Source organism: Paenibacillus sp. 2KB_20 (assembly GCF_052115765.1).
In the GTDB taxonomy this organism is placed as follows: Bacteria; Bacillota; Bacilli; order Paenibacillales; family Paenibacillaceae; genus Paenibacillus_AQ.
Map to the genome: position 1 here is coordinate 253,210 of NZ_JBFRHH010000003.1, position 20,047 is coordinate 273,256.

General features: G+C 49.2%; 18 protein-coding genes and 2 pseudogenes. 6 read left to right on the top strand and 14 right to left on the bottom strand.

Annotated elements, in window-relative coordinates; translation table 11 throughout:
• Nucleotides 1–167: 167 nt before the first annotated feature.
• Nucleotides 168–351 (bottom strand): annotated as a pseudogene (locus AB4124_RS10505) (ROK family protein); the annotation flags it as partial.
• A 98-nt stretch (nt 352–449) separates the two neighbouring features.
• On the opposite strand from AB4124_RS10505, the pseudogene AB4124_RS10510 reads away from it, so the two are divergent.
• Nucleotides 450–548, top strand: a pseudogene (locus tag AB4124_RS10510) (transposase); the annotation flags it as partial.
• A 124-nt stretch (nt 549–672) separates the two neighbouring features.
• On the opposite strand, the gene AB4124_RS10515 reads toward AB4124_RS10510, so the two are convergent.
• The 9 genes from AB4124_RS10515 to AB4124_RS10555 all read right to left on the bottom strand — a co-directional run bounded on the left by AB4124_RS10515 (nt 673) and on the right by AB4124_RS10555 (nt 8,247).
• Nucleotides 673–1,695, bottom strand: coding sequence for an ion channel (locus AB4124_RS10515; RefSeq protein ID WP_441972761.1), 1,023 nt, complete (start codon nt 1,693–1,695; stop codon nt 673–675).
• A gap of 37 nt (nt 1,696–1,732) precedes the next feature.
• The gene (locus AB4124_RS10520) at nt 1,733–2,125 is read right to left on the bottom strand and encodes a DUF350 domain-containing protein (RefSeq protein ID WP_076320807.1); all 393 of its coding nucleotides are present in this window, start codon (nt 2,123–2,125) and stop codon (nt 1,733–1,735) included.
• Nucleotides 2,122–2,793, bottom strand: a complete 672-nt coding sequence (locus tag AB4124_RS10525; protein WP_441972763.1) for a signal peptide protein — start codon at nt 2,791–2,793, stop codon at nt 2,122–2,124. The genes AB4124_RS10520 and AB4124_RS10525 overlap by 4 nt, the downstream gene beginning before the upstream one ends.
• Nucleotides 2,794–3,993: a glutathionylspermidine synthase family protein gene (locus tag AB4124_RS10530; protein ID WP_441972764.1), complete on the bottom strand. Its 1,200-nt coding sequence runs from the start codon at nt 3,991–3,993 to the stop codon at nt 2,794–2,796. It abuts the gene before it with no gap.
• The gene (locus tag AB4124_RS10535; protein ID WP_430112927.1) at nt 3,990–4,670 is read right to left on the bottom strand and encodes a hypothetical protein; all 681 of its coding nucleotides are present in this window, start codon (nt 4,668–4,670) and stop codon (nt 3,990–3,992) included. The genes AB4124_RS10530 and AB4124_RS10535 overlap by 4 nt, the downstream gene beginning before the upstream one ends.
• Nucleotides 4,671–4,694: 24 nt before the next feature.
• On the bottom strand, nt 4,695–4,910 hold the full coding sequence (locus AB4124_RS10540; RefSeq protein ID WP_441972766.1) for a hypothetical protein: 216 nt from the start codon (nt 4,908–4,910) through the stop codon (nt 4,695–4,697).
• A gap of 375 nt (nt 4,911–5,285) precedes the next feature.
• Entirely contained in the window at nt 5,286–5,525 is a 240-nt protein-coding gene (locus AB4124_RS10545; RefSeq protein WP_441972768.1) for a glutaredoxin family protein, read from the bottom strand.
• Between the two features lie 23 nt (nt 5,526–5,548).
• Nucleotides 5,549–6,421 carry a hypothetical protein gene (locus AB4124_RS10550; RefSeq protein ID WP_441972770.1) on the bottom strand — a complete coding sequence of 291 codons (873 nt, stop codon included), beginning with the start codon at nt 6,419–6,421 and terminating at the stop codon, nt 5,549–5,551.
• A 194-nt stretch (nt 6,422–6,615) separates the two neighbouring features.
• Nucleotides 6,616–8,247 carry a cobyric acid synthase gene (locus tag AB4124_RS10555; RefSeq protein WP_441972772.1) on the bottom strand — a complete coding sequence of 544 codons (1,632 nt, stop codon included), beginning with the start codon at nt 8,245–8,247 and terminating at the stop codon, nt 6,616–6,618.
• 190 nt (nt 8,248–8,437) lie between these two features.
• Between AB4124_RS10555 and AB4124_RS10560 the strand changes: the two genes are divergently transcribed.
• The 3 genes from AB4124_RS10560 to AB4124_RS10570 all read left to right on the top strand — a co-directional run bounded on the left by AB4124_RS10560 (nt 8,438) and on the right by AB4124_RS10570 (nt 11,279).
• A complete protein-coding gene (locus AB4124_RS10560; RefSeq protein ID WP_379406430.1) occupies nt 8,438–9,106 on the top strand; it encodes a Crp/Fnr family transcriptional regulator in 669 nt (222 codons plus the stop codon).
• 86 nt (nt 9,107–9,192) lie between these two features.
• Nucleotides 9,193–9,759 (top strand): redoxin domain-containing protein, encoded by a 567-nt coding sequence (locus tag AB4124_RS10565; protein ID WP_430112918.1) that lies wholly within the window; start codon nt 9,193–9,195, stop codon nt 9,757–9,759.
• Between the two features lie 545 nt (nt 9,760–10,304).
• Complete coding sequence (locus tag AB4124_RS10570; RefSeq protein WP_083659543.1) at nt 10,305–11,279, top strand: hypothetical protein; 975 nt, start codon at nt 10,305–10,307, stop codon at nt 11,277–11,279.
• On the opposite strand, the gene AB4124_RS10575 is transcribed toward AB4124_RS10570, so the two are convergent.
• The 4 genes from AB4124_RS10575 to AB4124_RS10590 form a co-directional block, all read right to left on the bottom strand.
• The gene (locus AB4124_RS10575) at nt 11,274–12,359 is read right to left on the bottom strand and encodes a Gfo/Idh/MocA family protein (protein ID WP_441972775.1); all 1,086 of its coding nucleotides are present in this window, start codon (nt 12,357–12,359) and stop codon (nt 11,274–11,276) included. The genes AB4124_RS10570 and AB4124_RS10575 overlap by 6 nt on opposite strands.
• A gap of 448 nt (nt 12,360–12,807) precedes the next feature.
• Nucleotides 12,808–14,427, bottom strand: coding sequence for an extracellular solute-binding protein (locus tag AB4124_RS10580; RefSeq protein WP_430112911.1), 1,620 nt, complete (start codon nt 14,425–14,427; stop codon nt 12,808–12,810).
• Between the two features lie 44 nt (nt 14,428–14,471).
• Nucleotides 14,472–15,392, bottom strand: coding sequence for a carbohydrate ABC transporter permease (locus AB4124_RS10585; RefSeq protein ID WP_441972777.1), 921 nt, complete (start codon nt 15,390–15,392; stop codon nt 14,472–14,474).
• Nucleotides 15,393–15,412: 20 nt separating this feature from the next.
• Nucleotides 15,413–16,342, bottom strand: a complete 930-nt coding sequence (locus AB4124_RS10590) for an ABC transporter permease (RefSeq protein ID WP_076321312.1) — start codon at nt 16,340–16,342, stop codon at nt 15,413–15,415.
• A gap of 314 nt (nt 16,343–16,656) precedes the next feature.
• Between AB4124_RS10590 and AB4124_RS10595 the strand changes: the two genes are divergently transcribed.
• Both AB4124_RS10595 and AB4124_RS10600 read left to right on the top strand, forming a co-directional pair.
• Nucleotides 16,657–18,393, top strand: coding sequence for a sensor histidine kinase (locus AB4124_RS10595; RefSeq protein ID WP_441972780.1), 1,737 nt, complete (start codon nt 16,657–16,659; stop codon nt 18,391–18,393).
• Nucleotides 18,390–20,012: a helix-turn-helix domain-containing protein gene (locus AB4124_RS10600; protein ID WP_441972782.1), complete on the top strand. Its 1,623-nt coding sequence runs from the start codon at nt 18,390–18,392 to the stop codon at nt 20,010–20,012. Before AB4124_RS10595 ends, AB4124_RS10600 begins: the two co-directional genes overlap by 4 nt.
• The last annotated feature ends 35 nt before the right edge of the window (nt 20,013–20,047 follow it).

A 20,047-nucleotide genomic window follows, 5' to 3' on the forward strand; every position in this document is an offset into this window, starting at 1 on the left:
TCCTTGTGAAACTATGAAGTGGATACAACATCATCGGGCAATCTACCATAGTATGGTATACCCGAACTTCTGCCTAAGTCAACTGTAGAACAATCCAAATTTTATAGGCGTTTATATAAAGGGAAAAATCCTTTATCCATCAAGCGACCAAGGGTTAGGCATGCCGCGCCGGCCATGCCCCAGCGTCTACCGAGCGACGGGCCGGCTGCCAAGCCCTCAAGGCAATCCTTATGGTACGGACACGTGCCTTCGTAGGTGTCCTCCGGAGGCGAACAATAATATGTCCCATTGGGACAGGCCATGGATCAGCTTGCCGTCCACCACGGCACCCGCTCCGACGCCGGTACCAAGTATGGTACTCTTTCAGTTTCCAGTATAAAGGCAATCACGCTGGATAGCAGTGATTTTTACAGAAAGACGCACCGCACTTGACGTCAATGACCTGGCGCTTGTCCAAAGTGCGCCCAGAGGTCGGGTGGCTTTCGCTCACCCATAACCTGCTGAAGAAGGCGGCAATAGACCAAAACAAAGAAATGACGGTTCAGGGATGTTCTCCTCTGTACTGCCATTTCTTTATTTGTAACGTTTTTTTCATAAGGCGAGCTATCTCGTCAAGTATGTAGACCTGCTTTTGGGACAGCCCCATTGTTCAAAATTTTACTTATCCACCTATCAAGCAAGCTTGCCGGTAATCCGCTTATAGGTCGCCTCGTCCGAAACCACATACAATCTCGCATCCCGCGGAATCGGCACATCGAGCTTGCGGTTGATGCTGAGGTCGTTGCGATCGGATATAAGCGTCGCTCCTTGCCGCAGCAGATCCTGAAAGGCATCGCCGTAAGTATTCCATGCAGGATTTAAAGCCACTTCGTAAATATCATCGCCATGCTGGCGGCTCAACAGCTGCATCAGCACATCCGAGTTTCCTTCCTGCAGGGCCGCGCGTACGGCTAATCGGGACACGGCATCGTGCGAGAGCACAAACTCGTTCACATGATTGTAGCGGAAATTCTGAACATGCTTCTCCTGCACGATCTCCACCGTGGTATGTACATTTGGCGCAATCCGTTCAATGCTGGAAACAATCAGCAGCGACTTGCCGTCCACGAGAGCCGATTCGTCAATCCGAGCATCCGCAAAGACTATGGCCGATTTGGCCTCCAGGATGTTGGCTCTTATCAGCACGTCATCCGCTGCAGGATCGCCGCTTACAAAATGAACCTGTTCGAGATGTTCGACAGGATGCTGACTGGTATCATCAATGACCACAATCTCGGACTTCGGCGAATACGACAAAATCTCATCGATCGCGGACATTGCTTTTTTGCTCCAATTGATTATGATGACATGACCACTACCCTTAAAATTCAACCTGCCCGCTCCTCTCTGCCGCTGCATGCTTCCAAACGATTCGATCACCTTACCGATGACCAAACTCAACAGCCCGATGCCAAAGATATAGATGAATATCGTTAATATCTTGCCTGGCACGGTAGCTGCATAGTAATCGCCATAACCTACGGTTGCCATCGTGGTAAGCACCCAATAAAGGGCGTTAAACCAATGGTGAAAGGTTTCGGGCTCCAGCAGAAATGCCAGGGTCGAGCACAGCACCACAAACAGTACCACAAGAACGCTGATCGTTGTTTTGCGCAGACGCATCATTTTCAAAGATAATCTTAGAAAAAAGTGCACGTTCCTGCTCCTCTCCAAGAAAATGGTGCGATTTGACCTAAATAATCAGGCTGCTGATTGCAAAGGCCGTCCCGATAAACACCATCGCAAGCAGAATGCCGATCGCTACATTCCCCTTTTGCAGGTGCTCGGAGAGTTTAAGACCCGGCGTAGCCAGCTCGAATACCCAATAGGCAACGATCAAGCATACATACCCGACGACAAACCACAGTATCATGTGCCAGATAGATGAATTCGTATACGCCGATATGCCCAGAATAATGGCTGTTGCCATAAACTTGCCGCCAAAGGCAAGACCAACCGCGACATTGCCTTTCTTCAGCTCTTCCATGTCGTTAAACCGGGTCATCCAGCTGAAAATCAACATACCCAGTAATTGAAGCACGATAATGCAGATTACACTTACTACAATATTAATGACGACCGTCAATCCGCCCACCCCCGAAATTTTGCATAGGCCAAGTCGTAATCGGCGAAATCATGCACTTCCTCCAATACAACATCAACCTTGTCCTTCTTTTCCATTGCGGCATAACGCTTCTCATCGATCGGCTGCTTGATCCGATTGCCGGTCGGCAGTTCGATGACAGCAAAATGCCTGGTGTCTTTTTTATACGTTGTTTTATAAACCCCAACCAGCTTCACGTCAGTTTTGACCGTGACTTTCAGGTTGGTCAAATCCGATTCTGCCGTCTTTTTGTCCTTGAACGACTTAAGGGTCTGCCAAGACGATAACTGAATATCATTACGTTGATTCGCATCCGTGATAAGCTCCGCATCCATGAATTGAAGCGTCCAAATTTTGTCCCCGGTAGCATAGTTGTTATCGTTCGGCAGGAGCTCGTTATCCGGCAGCACGGTCATATCGCCGCCAATCAAATCACCGACGGTTCCTTCAATGATCCGGTAGTCCCAAGGCACGCGAGCAGAGGTTGAAGATACTTCCTCCGATCCGGTATGAAATACCGTGGACCCATTGGAGCATGCACTCAGCGCCAAGACCATGAGGGATAATAATAGTACCGCCAGAACGACCGGAGGTTTCCTCTTTCCCTTAGGAGCACCGCTATGCTGCCTTCTATCTTGTTTCAACTGCATTTATTTCACTCCCATTGCGATAAAATGGCTGGAATTACCCGTAATCAAACCGCCCGCACGTCCCAGCAAACCGCAAGGGGTGCCATTCAGGACGAACAATCCTGTCAGTAAATGAAAATGGCCTTCCGCCGTCTCGATGCGAGCCAGGTCTGCCCTCCGCTGATAGACCGTCGGAAACATGACACTTGTATCATATCCGTCCTGATCCTCTACCTCGAGTTGTCCGGCCTGGTCGTACAGCTTGACAGAACCACCCTCGCGGCCGAACATCGACTTGGACACAAAATCACCGGAGAATACCGGTTTGTTGTAAGTGGGCAGCATATAATTGACGATGGCTTCCCGTTCTGTCTCATCGAACAAAAGGCCCAGCTCATACATCCCCCACATGGCGGCAAGCAGTCCTTTGGATTGCAGTAAAATGCTGTGCGGCGAGTTGAACAGCTGCAGGCGTCCCGTCTCGATGGCAAAGGCAAGCGCATCTCCGCCATCATCGACGGACATCCACTCCTTCGGATATAGGGCGAACATCCGGTGAATCTCCCGGCCATCGCCGTCCTTCAGCATACCTTCATCCACCCACAGATCAAGACAATCCACCAGTCGGATATCCAGCCCGCTGTGCCGAACCAACGCTTCGATCGTACCGGAGTCCTCTTTATGTTCGCCATAAGCGATGCAGGCAGCCGTATCCGGACGCTCTGCTCCCCACGCTTGTGCGACCAGCTCCTGCATCCGTTCGTTGGGAGAGAAGATGCCGGCCTGACGGCACATCCACGGCGTTGCAATGGAAGCCTCAACATAACCTGTAGGCGTGTCCGCATTCAGCTCCAGCAGCTTGATGCTGCCGTCATGGGCAATAGCAAAATCAAACCTGGCATACCTACTGATCAATCCCTCTTCCGGCAGCGGACATTCGTCCAGCATCTGCCACAGGATAGGCGGAATGCCAATCAAGCTGTATATATGATGATTGCGATGAATATAACGAACGGTTTTGTCCAACATGGCCCATAATATCGCGGCTGCTTCTTCCAGCTCACGATAGGTCTCTTGACGTATGGTGACGATCTGGTCTATCCAGTAGGCTTCCCCTTCCAGATCCGCCCAGGTAAAGCCGAGCTCCGCGAGCTCAGATACCCGCCCATCCCGATTGGGGCTAGGCTGTCCCGATACGGTGAATACGCTGTCGTGACTCATCCTCCAAAACCACCAGATCTGGAGCTGGATTTCGAACCCGAGGAACTGAACCCGCTTGAATTGCCGCCGATGCCACCAGACTTGGACGACGTGGAGCGGCGTGTAATCGTTCCTGACGATGAAGTGGAGGTTTTCGGGCGAACATTGGAGTTCACCACCGGTTTATTCTGGAACGTACCACTCGAATACGTGCGGGGTTTATAAGGTTTACCGTTACTCGCATAATAACCGCGATGATTGTTGTACCATCCGCTGGATGAATAATAGGAACCATTGTTAAACAACATGTGATAGAGCAGCAAGTCATCCCAGCCGAAACCGGAATTGTACCCGCCATAGTTGTTGACGATCGTTGTTCCGCCGCCCGAACCCGATCCTGCAGCGGCTCCTTCTACCGGCTCTTCCTGGAATTTTTCCTCACTAGGAAACGGAATGTTCCAATCCACATTCTTGTCAAAATACTTCTTCACTTCTTCTGTCGACCAGGACACCAGCTGCGGCTCTTCGGATGAAGTAACCGCTTCCGAAGCAAGGTCTTTCGCTGCCGCGCCCGATACCAGAAATGCGTTCGCTAACAAGGCAATGCCCAGCGAGCTCGACAGGACCCGAATCGGTTTGCCTTCCGGCGTCAGCCATTTGGATGTTGGCTGATCTTTTTTGTCTTTTTCATTACTCAAGATGGTTTCTCCTTTCGGACAAGATTAATCGTTCCGCATCGGAACGAGCAGAAGCTCAAGTTTGCCCGTGTCTACATTTAATCTGCCTTCAATCGTTTCGTATTCCCGGTCACCAACAACGATATAATTTACATGCTCCAGTGCAGCAACCATGTTCATCGTCCATGACCGTTCTTCGATCTGCAACAGCTCACCGTCCGGCTTCTTTTCAAACAAAATAACGTTCATTCCATTATCCACTGTGTGTCTACCCCTTCCATCTAAGCAGTGAGTATTGATACGTGTTATATTCCGAATCGTTTCAAGAAATTTCAATGGGCTATCAACGCTTACCGCAGCGATCTTTTCCAAAAGACGCAACCCATATAATAACACCGCTACTGATTATTTACACCTGCGAATTACCATTAAAAAACTGATGAAAACGAACATTCTGGCCGTACAATACCTCATTATTTACGTTTTATATGGTGTAGCATCAAATTTCATGAACATCTTCTCCGAGTTGCAATTATGGCCATTGGCGCGGTGTGAAAATAGACGCACGTTAAAAGAAGCATAGATCCTCCCGCGGGGAACGATCCATGCTTCTTCTTCACTTTCATCAACCCTTATTTATTTAATCAATTCCCTGATTTCCTGAAAGTTATCGGCAAATCCGATAAATACGTTGTCACCAATAACGATCGTAGGCACAATCTGTTTTCCCGTCAACCGTCGCACTTCTTCCGGATATTCCGGGTTCTGTGTGCAATCATACTCCGTATACGGAACCTCCTGCTCATTGAAGTAACGCTTGGCATGATGGCAATCGCTGCAAGTGGGGATGGTGTAGATTTTCAATGGTTCAGTCATATCGATCACTCCTTCAACTGAAATTATTGTATCTCAACGACAAAAGGCACGGTTATTACTTCACCCTGATGCTGAAATTGTCCCCAGATCTTGTAGATACCGCTGTGGGGGAAGGTAGTAGCAAATTCCGCTTGGGGTCCTGTACTCTGCTCGTCTAGAGGATGCACATGGATGTACTGCTCAGCGTCTGCGGACAGAATGACAACGTGCCCGACTGCGCCCAGATAAGGCTCGAGGTTGTTGATGCCTTGCTTCGTCTGCGCATCCTGAATATGATAGGTGAGCACAACCTCTTCATTCGATAAAGTATTGCTTAAACTCAGCTCAATTTCCTTGCCGTTTACTTGTTTGATCAGGCTGGAATCCGGTTGAATCGCCGAAGGTTTCCCTGCTTCTCCCTCAATCTGAACCCATTCGCTAAGCGTGGTCCCTCCAGCACCCTTAGGCACAAAATCTGCGAACAATTTATATTCGCCGCCAGCCGGGAATGTCGTGTTCACGGTAAATACGCCATTCTCCTTGTAATCCGGATGTATATGGTTGAAGAAGGACAAATCGCGATTCACTATGATCAGATGCAGGAGTTTCTCATGATTGACATCAAAATCCTGGACAGGTCCACCGTCTTTATCCGTAATTTGGATCGTCAACTCAGATTCAGCACCTGCTCTTGCCGGTTCATTCCATGTAAATGCAGCGTTGTAATGATCTGAGGCCGTTTCATGACCGCCAGCGTGTTCACTGTGCCCGTTCGTTTCCTGGCTTCCGCTTTCCTTTTCATGGTTTCCGCCATGACCGCCCGTATCAGGGGCCTGCTTCGCGTTATCGCATGCTGTCAACAATCCAAAAGCAAGTATGCCCGTTAAGGTTAGTATGGTGCCCTTCCTATTCAACATGGGCTATCACTCCAATCATGGGATATACTGCAAGATGAATTTTTTCATCCGCCTCTATATTTAGTATACCCCCCTATCCTATAATTTATCAACTTTTTTCTTTTCGCTCCACGCAAATAACACCATGCCGTGTGCATGGTGTTATCTTCCTATTCATCATTATTACCCGAATGATCGGATGCATTCCTTATCATTCAATGTGTGTAACCGATGATTTCATATATTTTTTTCATATCCACATGTTTACGAACGATGTCCGCTACACGGTCAAATTCCGCGAATTTGCGTTCTTCTGCTTTAAACGTTTCCGGAATTGGAATCAGACCCCTCTTTATCCGAATGCCGTTCAGCCAAGACCTGCGGAAGACATCGTTGTCAAACAAGCCATGCAAATAGCTTCCCCATATACGGCCATCAGAAGTAGCAATCCCTTCAATGTGCGGCTGAATATCTTCTATTGCCTTTAAAGAATCTGTGCCATCTGCTTCAATCGAAAAAAGTGGGCGGTGTCCTGAGCCGTCAGACACGGCGCTCCATTCAGTCACACCCATATGGATTTCATAGGCTGAAATCGTAAAATCGACCTCTGTATCCGAAGTAACGAACCTCAGCGGATGTTCCGGTAACAATTCCCCTTTCACCCGAACCGTCCTTTTATTCTTCAAAAAGGAAGTCCGAATCGGCAGCAGGCCAAGCCCCTTCGCTTCCCGAACGCTTCCTTCGACCGCATGCGGATCCGACAGCTGCTCGCCCAGCATTTGATATCCTCCGCAGATGCCAACCAACTGCACATCCCGCTGTTGCGTCTGCCTCAAGATCGCATCGGCCAGGCCCCGATCCTGAAGGAACCCGAGGTCACTGATCGTATCCTTGGTGCCAGGCAAAATAATGACGTCCGGCGTGCCAAGTTCATCCACCGATTGGACAAAGCGAACAACAACATCCGGCTCCCAGCGCAGCGTTTCAACATCCGTAAAATTCGAAATACGCGGATACCGGATAACGACAATATCGAGGTCGCGTTTTTCCTGTCTTTGATATTGAAGCTCATCCAGTACAACCGAATCCTCGGCCTCGATTCGCATGTCCTGAATATAGGGGAGCACGCCCAGCACGGGAAGGCCTGTCCGCTCTTCAAGCCAGTCCAGTCCCGGCTGAAGCAGTGCTAAATCCCCACGGAACTTGTTAATGATAAACCCTTTGACCCTGGCCATCTCATGGGGCTCGAGCAGTTCAAGCGTACCTACAATGGAAGCGAACACGCCGCCGCGATCGATATCCGCAACCAGAATAACCGGTGAATCCGCCCATCCTGCCAAATTCATGTTAACAATGTCCCGATCCTTAAGATTGATCTCTGCAGGACTTCCCGCGCCCTCCATGACAACGATATCGTAACTCTCCCGTAGACGATCCAGTGCATCCAGCACAATCTCTTTGGCCTTCGGCAGGAACTGCGTCCTGTAATCCATCGCACTCATCTGCATGTGGGGAACGCCGTGGATCACGATTTGCGAAAACATGTCCTTTATCGGCTTGATCAGGATCGGATTCATGTCCGTTGTTGCGGCAATGCCGCAGGCTTCGGCCTGCACGCCTTGTGCTCTGCCGATCTCTTTGCCATCCAGCGTCACGTAGGAATTAAGAGCCATATTTTGCGATTTGTATGGAGCCGTACGATAACCATCCTGTAGAAATATGCGGCATAGCGCCGTCGTTACGATGCTCTTGCCTACATCCGAAGCGGTGCCCTGCAGCATGAACACCGCTCCCTGTCTTTTCCTGATCTTCGTGGGCGTATCCCTTATGTATTGCGTTTCATTCATCTTCTTCATCCTTTTCCCTGACTTAAATCGCTTGCTCACATCATTATAGCAAAACCATCGCATCGCTAAAGGAGTTCTTCCCGCATGAAATCCAGAAAATTCTCTTGAACTTTGTCAGCCCGAAATGTTAACAATATAGAATAGCAGTTTCGCATGTCCGTGCATGATTACCGAAAGGCGGAAACCAACCATGAAACCTGAACTGAATGAGAAGCAGATAACCGACATCTTTCCTTATTTGAGAGTCGTACCGCCAGAAGAATGGATCCATGCTAAAGCTTTCACAAAACATTTTGATGCCAAATCGAGAATCTTTCATCGAGAGGATGCCACGATGTATGGAATGTTCCTGATCAGCGGATCGGCCCGTATCACAATCATCAACGAAGATGGCAACGAATCGGTGTTAAACATACTATCAGCCGGTGAAGTCTGTTCGCTCCTCGTGCTTAGCGGGCTTAGCGGGCAGGATTATCCGGGGACTCTCATTGCCGAGTCCGAGGTAGAGGTATTGTATGTGTTGAAAAGCAGCTTTCTCCGTTGGCTGCAGGTATATGAACCCATCCGTAGCGCTATATTTGGTGGGCTGCTTGATGGAACACTGCGGATGGCAAATATGCTGCAGGAGAGACAGTCATTACCGCTGGAGCAGCGCCTTGCCAGGACTCTGCTGCGCATCACCTCGGAAGAACATCCGTTAGTGCACACAACCCACCAAGAGCTTGCTGATGAAATTGGCTCCGTAAGAGAGGTCGTCTCCCGTACGCTGGGCCATTTCCAAAAGAAAGGATGGCTGGAAACAGGAAGAGGCTGGGTGAAAATTATAAACCGGGGCTGTCTAACAGAAACTGCTATGTGACCTAGTCACAGAGCAATGTAGTCCTCCCTGCTACATTGGTAATAGGCCTCACGCCTATATAACGTTAACCCAGGAGGAAATCCAAAATGAACAATGTGCTCCAACCCGGAGATTATGCTCCATTATTCCAAAGCGTAGATCAAAATGGAAATATCATTTCACTAGAAAACCATCGCGGACGTAAATTACTTCTCGCTTTTTTCCGTAACGCAGCCTGTGCACTATGCAATCTGAGGGTGCACCAGTTTATTCAGCGATATCCTCAGTGGCAGCAGCAGTATCATCTCGATGTCATTTGCGTTTTCGAATCACCGGAAGCGGCACTTCATCAGCATGTCGGTCAGCAGAATGCTCCATTTCCTCTTATTGCCGATCCGAATGCGGAGCTCTACACTCGCTATGGAGTCGAGACTTCGGTAGCCAAGACACAAGCCACCTTAGCACAACCGAATGTGCATCAATTCACGGATGAAGCAGAAGCGGCAGGTTTCAAGCTGACAACGGAAGAAGGTTCAAATTTCAATCGGATTCCGGCAGAGTTTGTGTTGGATGAGGACGGCATCATACGGATTGCGCATTACGGTCGTCTTATTACCGATCATCTGCCTTATGAAACCGTTGAACGTTATGCTGCCGGAACACAGCTTCCCTAGCCGGGTTGAGCCTGTCATTAAGTCGCATTCAGCGGTAAAAGGAAATCCAAATCCATTGGCAGATCGAGTTGGTCCAAGGTAAATTGAATGTACAAAAGAAACCGTTCCTTTCGTAAATGGTTTGGGTCGCACCTCCATTTTACCAAAGAACGGTTTCTTTGCGTCTAAAAAAGTAAGCAATCCGCACGGCGTAGCGGAGAGGACGAATCGATTCCGGACAAGCGTCAGCGCTCGCCTTTGCCCCCCATTTCGTCCTTGCTCAGAACCATTCCAAGAAATGTGGGGGCAACAGCGATGGTAGGAACGATTCGTACACGGAGCGTCTTCTAACAGCAAGAAGGGGGCCTCCCGCAAGATCTAAGATCTTTGGGACACCCTCTTGTTTAGTGACGCTATGACTGTAAAGTCAAATGCTGTCTATGAATGCTCTTAAGGGATAATATTTTCAAAATGGGGGATATATTCATCCAATAATATACTTTTTTATCTAATATTGTATTATCTTGGATAGGTGACTAGAGTTGGTTAAGGGAGGAACTGATTGAATGGTAATGCATTTCTCCAATATTAGCAACATCTATATTCATGTCAAATGGTTTACGGACAACTTTGAATGGGTCCCCCTGCCCTTTCCGCGTATCGTTACGCTGACGTTCCTGTTTTGGTTAGCGTTTACATTGTTGATCCTATTACTCACCTGTGCCTTTCACGATCCCCTGGGTAAGATGAGGCCCATCATGAAAATTCACCAATGGCTGCACAGACTAAGGCCCCATTCCGAAGTCATTCTGCGCATAGGGCTGGCCATCGGCCTGGTGCTGCAGCTTCTGAGCGGCTCATACCTGGCACCCGAGTTCAAAACCAATTCCATGTGGATTATCCTCGGTCTCTCCGCCGCCGCAGCCTGCCTGCTCTATAAACGCACATTGCCGGTGAGCGGTGCCATCCTATTCTTGCTCTATCTACAAGCTTCATTAACCTACGGCATTTTTCATTCCATCGATTATTTAATCTATCTCGGTATTGTATATTATCTGTTTGTGTGCGGCACTCCAATAAAAAGAACGGCTCCTCCCGTCATGTATATATGCACGGGCATGTCCCTTGCTTGGCTTGCTATGGAAAAGCTGACCATCCCCGAGCTTGCTTGCACCGTAATGGGCAGCTACGGACTTCCTACCTTCGGATTTACCATTGAGCATTTCGTCATGATCAGCGCTTTTGTCGAAATAGGGCTAGCGTGGGCATTTATCGTAGGCATCATGAGCCGATTCACCGCTCTGCTGGTATCTGGCATTTTTATTATGACAAGCCTTGTATTCGGTTACAAAGAAGTCATTGGCCATACGATCATTCACACGGTACTGATCTTATTCCTAATCGAAGGTACGGGTGAGCTTAAAACTCCATTTCAATTCCACCGCTCCGCTGTACTTCGCGGTTTATTTGTAAGCGTTAACTTTTGTCTTTTTCTGTTCACTTTGATGGCGCTGTATATCTGGATGGGCAAGACGTTATGACAAACTCTGGATTCGTTGGCCCGTATTTCGAAGCTCTACCACGGCCTTGGTCTCGCTTGCTCTAACGACCGCATCCAGCACCTCTTGATTCCGATATCCGTCCATAAACCCGGGGACTCCATCGGCAGGCGTCCCCCGCAATATCGCGGCAAAATCGGCATACTGCTTGACCTTGCAATGCTGCGGCACTTCCATGGTCGTTCTAGCGAGCTGCCCGGGCTCTTCTTCCCGAATCCATACCACCCGTTCCGGATCCAATGTGCTGGCGTGGACCGTGCCATGATCGCCGTAAATGGACACCTCATGCTGGTTGCCTGAACCGAACGCATTGCGTGATGTCTGGAACACGCCCATCATGCCATCGGTCATCCGTGCCTGAAAGCTGGCAAAATCATCAACTTCGATCTTGGCCATCGCTCCCGTTACCGGGTCCCTACGTTCTGGAATGATGGTATGTAGCTGGGCCGTAATTTCTTCAAATTCTCCAAACAGAAATCGGGCCATATCGATCATATGCGAACCTAAATCTCCCAGGGTCCCCGTCCCTGTGATGCCTTTGTTGTATCTCCACATGTAGGGAACCTGCTGGTTCGGCACGCCAAACCCCTGCAAGTACTGAATGGAGAAGTGACGGACCGTACCCAGCTTGCCCGTACGGATCAGTTCCCTGGCATAACGAAAAGCGGGCGTATAACGGTACGTAAACCCGATCATGGCGGGGACGGGCAACTTCTCATATAACTCCAGCAAGGAGATGGCCTCTTCGAAGACTCGCGTAAATGGTTTTTCCGCCAAGAAAGGCTTACCCGCTTGCAAGCATGCGCTGATGATATCGGCGTGCACGTTGTTGGGCGTAACCGAAATGACGGCATCGACGTCAGGATCTTCAATTAAATCCTTGAAATCCGCATAGCGCTTGCCGTCCTCAATCCCCAGCTGATCGCCTACTCTGGCCACGGCTTCCCCATTGACGTCGCTCACGGCCACGAACTGATAGATGTTCTCTTCATTCATCCAGCGGATGTGCTCCTGCGCCATCCCGCCCAAACCGATTAAGCCGATTCGAAATTTATTCATCATCGAAACACTCCTTGTTTATAAATCTACCTATCACTAGGATTGAATATGCTGTTCGGATATAGGCTGGCTACCTGTTCATTATGTTTCTCATGCCGGTATTCCATTCCACACCGTGACTTTGATGTTTCCTCATGGTTGCCTCCTGTAGTTTGATAGTTGCCCATTCATCACTACGAATCCGGATTGTTTTTCCGATCCCTGTTACCCCCGGATTTTTTCGGAATTAAATTTAATGATGTTGAAATCCGGGGATAGCATATGCTTTCGTTGCGAGCTTTCCGATGGAAAGCTTTCAGGGGACCGCTTCGCTTCTCCAAAACAATTCCGCCTTCTCCGTTGAAGCAGACACATGAATACAGATCAAAAAATCGTTTCCGTCCCACGCCGGAACCACAATGCCCCGCAGCATTTTGATCTGCGGGGCAGCCCGGACGGATGCAGGCAATCCTTATTTGACGCTGATATACCGCTGATAGGCTTCCTTGCGGATTTGTACCAGCCGCTCAAGGCCCATATCGTTCAGCTGCTTGACGTAAGCGTCCCATTCCGCATCGATATTGCCTTCGGATATCCACTTCGCCCGGGTCGTGCCGACATAACCGTCGATATCCGTTGTCAGCGTAGGCAGCTCCTGGAATTCTTCGGCGCTGTACATCACGTTCGGGAACGGCGTCGTTACGTATTCGCTGCCCAACTTGTCGATAACCAGCTTCAAGCCATCGCCCGTGGTCTCATCCAGTATGATGTTTTTCTCGAAGCTCGGGCTTACGTACTTTGGACCGAAATCCCTTACGGATTGCTCCCAGTACCACGCATCCGCACTCGTGCCTTCCGGCGGATTCATGAGCGTAAACGTCCCATCGTCGTTCTTCTGAATCACCGTGCCGATGGCGCCCCAGAAATTCTGGATGCTCGCTTCATTGGTGTAGAACTGGTCCGCCCAACGAGCCGAAATTTCCGGATACTTGTTCGACGTGGTGATAAGGAACTCGTTTCTCCGCTGGCTCATGCCTTGAGGCTCGCCGCCCTGATACCTTTTTCCGTCAGGTCCGGCGATGGACGGAATCGCAATATATTGATCCTTCCACTTCCCGAACACCGCATCCGGCACCCATTGGTTGGAGAAACCGATCAGCGCCGCATCTGGATTCTGATGCTTCGCCGTGGACATGGTGCTGTCCTGCGTAAAGATCTCCTGGTCGATCAGGCCTTCCGAATACAGCTTATGCGCCCACTTGATCGCTTCCTTGTAGTTCCCCGTCACCGGGTAGAACACGGGCTCGTCATCGATGACCATCATGCTGTTGCCGTTAATGTCCGTGATGCCGAAGGGATTCAGCAGGTCGATGCTGATGTTCCCCGATCCGCTGACCGGAATCTCATCGGCCTTGCCATTGCCGTTTGGATCCTGTTCTTTAAACGCTTTGAACACCTCGTACAGCTCGTCTGTGTTGTCCGGAATATCCAGTCCGAGCTGGTCGAGCCATGTTTTGTTAATGATCGGCTGGATCGATGCTTTCGGCCTTGACGGCAGCCGCGCCGGCAAGGAGTAGATTTTCCCGTCCGGGAATGTGCTCATCTTTTTCATCTCGGGCGTTTCTTCCAGCGCCGCTTTCAGGTTCGGCATGTATTGATCGATGTAGTCATCCAGCGGGCGGAAATACGACAGGTTGTTCACGATATCGGAATCGCTGAATACGATATCGCCGAAAATAATATCCGGCAGCGTACCGCTCGCCAGCATGATCGATTTTTGCTCGCCCCAATCATTCGAGGACATGATTTGCCAATTGATTTTGACATTGGTCTCCTTCTCTAAATCCTTGAGCCACTGGTTCTGGAGGAACGTATCTCCCATGTTGCCCCAGCGAACGGTCAGCACATCCAGCGTTATTGGCTCATTGACAATCGGCAGACCTTCTTTGTTAAAAGCCGCTTCGGTATCCGTTTTAGTATCATTGCTCTTGCCGCCGCTGCAGCCCGCCAGGTTTAACAGCAGTACTCCGGCCAACATGATGACGGCAGCCAGCTTCAGACGATGTCTCCTCATTGCCTTATTTGTTCCCATTCAACCATTCCCCCAATTAATATTTTTAATAGATCTATCCGGCTTTACGACTTCACGGCTCCGATCATCACCCCCTGATTGAAATACTTCTGCACGAACGGGTAGATGCACATAATCGGTACCGTTGCGACGATAATGACCGCATAACGCATAATATTGGCGAGTCGCAGGGCTATGGCCGCGGCCTCTCCGGTACCCATAGCGGATTGCATCTGGTTGGTAACCAGAATATTTCGCAAAATGAGCTGCAGTGGGTACAGGTTCGTATCTTTTAGATAGATCAGGGCATTGAAATAGGAGTTCCAATGACCCACGGCCGTCCACAAGGCAATGACCGAGATGACTGCTTTCGATAGCGGAATCACGATGGTCACGAAATATCTCAGATTTCCGCAGCCATCCAGCTGGGCCGCCTCCCATAAATCCTCCGGAATACTGCTCTGGAAAAAAGTCCGTGCCACGATGATGTTAAAGGCTGCAACCGAAAACGGCAGCACCATGACAAGAAACGTATCGTACAGATGGAAATCGCGGATCGTCATAAAGGTCGGAATCAAACCGCCATTAAAGAACATCGTAAAAATAAAGAGCAGCGATATATATTTGCGGCCCACGAGGTCTTTTCGCGAGAGCGCGTAAGCTGCAGAAATGTTAACCACCAAGCCGATGGCGGTACCTACAATCGTATACACAATCGTATTTCGGTACCCAATCCATATATTAGAGTGCTTCAGCAATTCTTGATAGCCTGCCAGCGTAAAATCCTTGGGCCAAAGCCATACCTGTCCATTCGCAACCGCCGCCGGCTCACTGAACGAAGCAATGATGATGAAATATAGCGGGTAGATCAACACAATCAGCATCAAGACAGCGAATACATACAGGCCGATCTCCAGCACCCTGTCTGAAGATCGGGTATTCCTCTGTCTTGGCGCCGACTTCTCTCTTATTTCCACAACGCCCATAGAACCCTTCCTCTCTTGCGTTACCACAAACTGTTTTCGCTGTATTTTTTCGAAATCTGGTTAACCAGAATCAACAGAACAAAATTAATGACCGTATTAAACAGATTGATCGCCGACGAGAAGCTGTATTGGCTGCTCAGCATGCCGATTTTGTACACATACGTGGAGATGACCTCGCTGGAGGTAATATTGAGACTGTTTTGCATGAGATAAACCTTCTCGAAGCCGACACCAAGCAAGCTGCCGATCCGCAAAATGAGCAGGGTCACAACCGTTGGCATCAGCATCGGGATATCGATAAACCGGATTTTCTGCCATCGGCTTGCCCCGTCCATCGTGGCCGCTTCGTACAAGCTGGGGCTCACCGCAGATAACGCCGCGATATAGATGATGCTGTCCCATCCCGTATGCTGCCACACGTCCGACCATACGTACACGCTGCTGAACAAGCCGGCCGATCCCATCAGGTTCGGCGCTTCCGCACCGAATAGACGAAATATATTCCCGATCAGCCCCGACCCCGGGGAGAACAGAATCAGCATGAGTCCAACCATCACGACCGTGGAGATAAAATGCGGCATATAGGTTACGGTCTGGAAGAAGCGCTTGAACCAATTCTGGCGCATTTGATTGACCATCAAGGCAAGCATGATCGGAATAGGGAACGTCGCAACGCTGTATAAGCTGATCACAAGCGTGTTGGTGATCGTTGTCGAGAATTGATAGGAGTTAAAAAACTTCTCAAAATACTTTAGACCCGCCCATGGACTCTCCATAATCCCGAGAGCGGGACTATAGTCCTTGAATGCGATCAAGATCCCGTACATCGGTACGTAAGAAAACAACAAAACCAGCACAACCGCAGGCAGCAGCAGCAGATACAGGCCCCAATTCTTTTTGATGCGCCCGAGGGTTGGGTGTGTTGTTCTATTCAGTTGGCCTGCTTTCAAATCGATTCCCCTTTCTGTTCGCGTCGTCGTGGATCCAGCATGTCGCGTAAGCAACTCAAGTATACTTCCACCCGGAATCGTTTTTTGGACCTCATCATGCGTTATTCGGATCTTCGCCTTGTCCCCCTTCAAGAAATCCTCGATTTCCATATACAAGCATGCTATTATCCGGACTTTACGATGTGGTATCCGGACTTTATGGAAGATGCCCGAGCGTTCGCTCCTGATTTTTTCGTCTTTTCCATTTATAATGACAGTACCACTATTAAAACGCTTTCATTATTTGGCGAATTGAAAGGAATCACGGCAGCCCCATGGTTAAAGCACTGAATAACAAACCATATCCCATCCGTCACTATGTAAAAATCATGCTCTTTATCTCAATCTTTGCCCTCGTGGTGGATCTCGTGATCAGTTTCGCTTCCATCTTCATCGTGAAGCAGCAGTCGACCCGATATTTGCAGGATACAGCGAATCTGTATATCAGGCAGATCAATCATGACTTCTCCTACATCAACCACTATATGGGCTGGACGCTGGCGAATGATGAGAGCGTTAAGATCATGGATACCCCCGGCACCGATTACGTGGACTACATCGAGTCGAGCGAAAGAGTGCATAAACGATTTAATGAGCTTCAAAAAAACTACGGCCAAGAATACAACTTCTTTTTCTATTTAAAAGAACAGGATTTTTTTCAGAACTATGCACCCATGTCCCTGTCGTATACAGAGTTCCTGGAACTCAAGGAGCAAATCGTCTCCCTCACGGATTCCAAAAACGTATACGAAACGTTCTACTCCAACTGGAATCCAATCCTTGTTCAAGACACGAATTACATCATCAACATCGTTCCTTACCACAACCGGTATCTGATCTGTCTCATCTCCGCAGACGATCTGATCCGACCACTCCAACAACTGGATTTGGGTGAGGATGGTTACGTGTCTCTGGTGGATGATCAAGGGGCAGCTCTTTCGAGCGCCAGTGTCGGCGAGCTGGGAGCCATGGTCGAAGCTGCCAAAGCTTCCCCTTTTAGCCTGTCACAGCCGCGGACTACGGTCACGGAGGGATTTTCGAACGCTTCCTTCAACGTGCAACTGGTCATCCAATTCGGCGTATTTGAGACGATCATGATCGCCCAGCTCCTCATTATGCTGCTGTTTGTTATACTCACGTGTACGCTCAGCCTGGTGATGCTGTATTTCAAGAAGAAAGTGTTAAAGCCGATTCAGAATTTCTCGGAAAACGTAAGGCGCATACATGAGGATAGCGAAAATCTGGATTTCATGAGCAGCGAGATCATCGAGCTTGAGCAGGTCAACTCCCAATTCAAACATCTGATCGAACAGATCAAGAAGTTTAAAATCGATATTTATGAGCAGCAGCTGGATAAACAGAGAATCCAGCTGGATTATATGAAGCTGCAGATCAACCCCCATTTTTTCCTGAACTGCTTGACGAACATCTACAGCATGGCGCAAATGCAGATGTTTAAGGAAATCGAATATATGTCGCTGTCCACGTCCAAATACTTTCGCTACATCTTTCAAAGCGGCGATAACCTCGTGCGGCTTGAGGACGAAATCGAGCATGTCCGGATTTACCTGGAGATTCAGAAGCACCGCTATCGCGATGCCTTTTCTTATCGTATCGATGTTGAAAAGGAGCTTACCGGTCTCACCATTCCGCCCCTCGTGCTCCAGACCTTTATCGAAAACGCGGTAAAATACGCCGTATCCCGAGATCATGAGCTGCAAATCCGATTGTCCGTTAGTCTACGGATGGAGGGTGATAAACCTTCTATGGTCATCCGGATATCCGATACCGGGCCCGGGTTTCCCGCAGAAGTATTGGATAAGCTGACAACCGGCAAAGCGCTCGATCAAAGCGAAGGGAAGCACATCGGGATTATGAACACCCTTCAACGGCTCGAGCTGCTCTATCATCGCCGGGCGCATGTGGAATTTTCGAACCCGGAAGAGGGCGGCGCTAGCGTCACATTAACGCTTCCACAACCCGTGCAGGAACGGAGAGGAGAAATTCAATGAACGTACTGCTGGTTGATGATGATTATTTTGTCGTGGCCGCACTGGAGAAGAAGATTGATTGGAAGACACTCTCGATCGAACAGGTCTATACCGCTTACAGCGTTGCGCAGGCAAGGGACATACTGCAGCAGCATTCGGTCCAGATCCTCATCTGCGATATCGAAATGCCGCAGGGCAGCGGACTCGAGCTTCTCGCCTGGATACGCGAGGAACAATACGGCATTCAGACGATATTTCTGACGAATTACGCTGATTTCAACTATGCGCAGAAAGCCATTGAGCTGCAAAGCTTTGACTATTTCCTGAAGCCGATTGAATTCGATAAGCTTAGCCTTATCATCTCCAAGGCCGTCTATAAAGCAAAGGAACAGCAAAGCGATCAGGAAGCGATCCAGGACGGGCAGCTGTGGAAAAAAAATCAAAAAAAGCTCCAGGAGCATTTTTGGAGCAAGCTGATAAAGGAACGGAAAGCTTCTTCAGACCGGGGCGCCATCGCAGGATATATCACGGAACAGAAACTCTCCTATGAGATGTCGGATCTATTTCTTCCTGTGCTCATCACCATTTTTCCGCATGATCAAAGTTTGGGTAAAGAAGACAAAGACCTGTTTGACTATGCATTTCTCAACGTGCTGTCCGAATTGTTCCAGGACCCGCTCTTCACGGTTGAAGCCGCTATGGAATATAAGGATTACAATTGGATGGTCATGCTGAAATGGAATCTTCCTCCGGATTCCAGCGTCATGGAAAACATCTGCACGTCATTTATTGAAAAAGCCAATCAATTTCTCCGAAGTGATGCTTCCTGCAGCGTATCGATTTCGGTGGCGTTGGAGGAGATCAACAAGTCCATTCGGATGCTGCTGCAAATGAATGAGGATATGATCAAAAAGCGGAATCAGATTGTTTTTCTGGAACACCATTCCCTGCAAGAAGCCACGTACACCCCTCCCCCGCTGCAAGACTGGGAAGTCCTTCTCAGCGGGAACAATCCGGCTGGGTTTCTGGAAGAAACCCGCAAATACTTGCACAACCTGGCCAAGAATGGCGTCTACAACACCTCGGTGCTGCGTTTATTCCGCTTGGATATCGTACAGCTGGTATATTCCTATCTGAAGGGCAAAGAGATCCAGGCTCATAAGCTGTATACCGGCAAAACCAACGATCAATTATTCCTGCAATCGTTAAACTCGATCGAGGACATGGAGAAATATACGAAATATCTCGTCAGCACGGCAGCAGAATATCATGCCTACGCGGACCATTCGCATACCGTGGTGGAGGTGATCAAGCAATATATTCATTGCCATTACGGGGATGAGCTGACGCGAACGAGCCTGGCGGAAATCGTCTATCTGAGCCCGGATTATTTGGCCCGCGTGTTCAAGAAAGAGACGGGCATCTCTTTGGGTACTTATATCATTCAGGCCCGCATCAGGGCCGCCAAGCATCTGCTGGAGTCGACTCCATTGTCCGTGTATCAAATTGCGGCTAAGGTGGGGTACGCCAACTATTCCCACTTCTCGAAGCTGTTCAAGCAGGATACGGGCTGGGCACCCAGTGACTACCGGAAGGCTCTGCAGACGGGACAGAGCGTTCAGATGAATCATGCAAAATAACAGGGAGATCGCTGCAATCAGGCAGTGCATTCTGC